Here is a 291-nt window from a genome sequence, read left to right on the forward strand (position 1 = left end):
GGCCCGACCTTCGTCATCAATGACCGTGGCGAACTGCGTGGCGTGAACTGGGAGTTCAATGCCTGGGGCGGCTTCGATGGCGGCTTGTACGCGCCGTGGAATCTGGACTCGCAAGTGGGCAGCAAGGTGCTGGAAATCGAGCGTTGCCCACGTTATGCCACCCAAGGCTTCGTGCTGGAAGGCGGCTCGATCCATGTGGATGGCGAAGGCACACTGATCACCACTGAAGAGTGCTTGCTCAATCGCAACCGCAATCCGCACCTGACCCGCGAACAGATCGAGGCGGTACTG

The 291-nt window shown here is 60.5% G+C and carries 1 protein-coding gene; it reads left to right on the top strand.

Translation table 11 applies throughout. The features are described 5' to 3' along the window. Nucleotides 1–291: agmatine deiminase family protein (locus tag EE949_RS10525; RefSeq protein ID WP_206335703.1), on the top strand; the 291-nt coding region annotated here is incomplete at both ends.

It is taken from the genome of Pseudomonas viridiflava (genome assembly GCF_900602065.1).
GTDB lineage: Bacteria > Pseudomonadota > Gammaproteobacteria > Pseudomonadales > Pseudomonadaceae > Aquipseudomonas.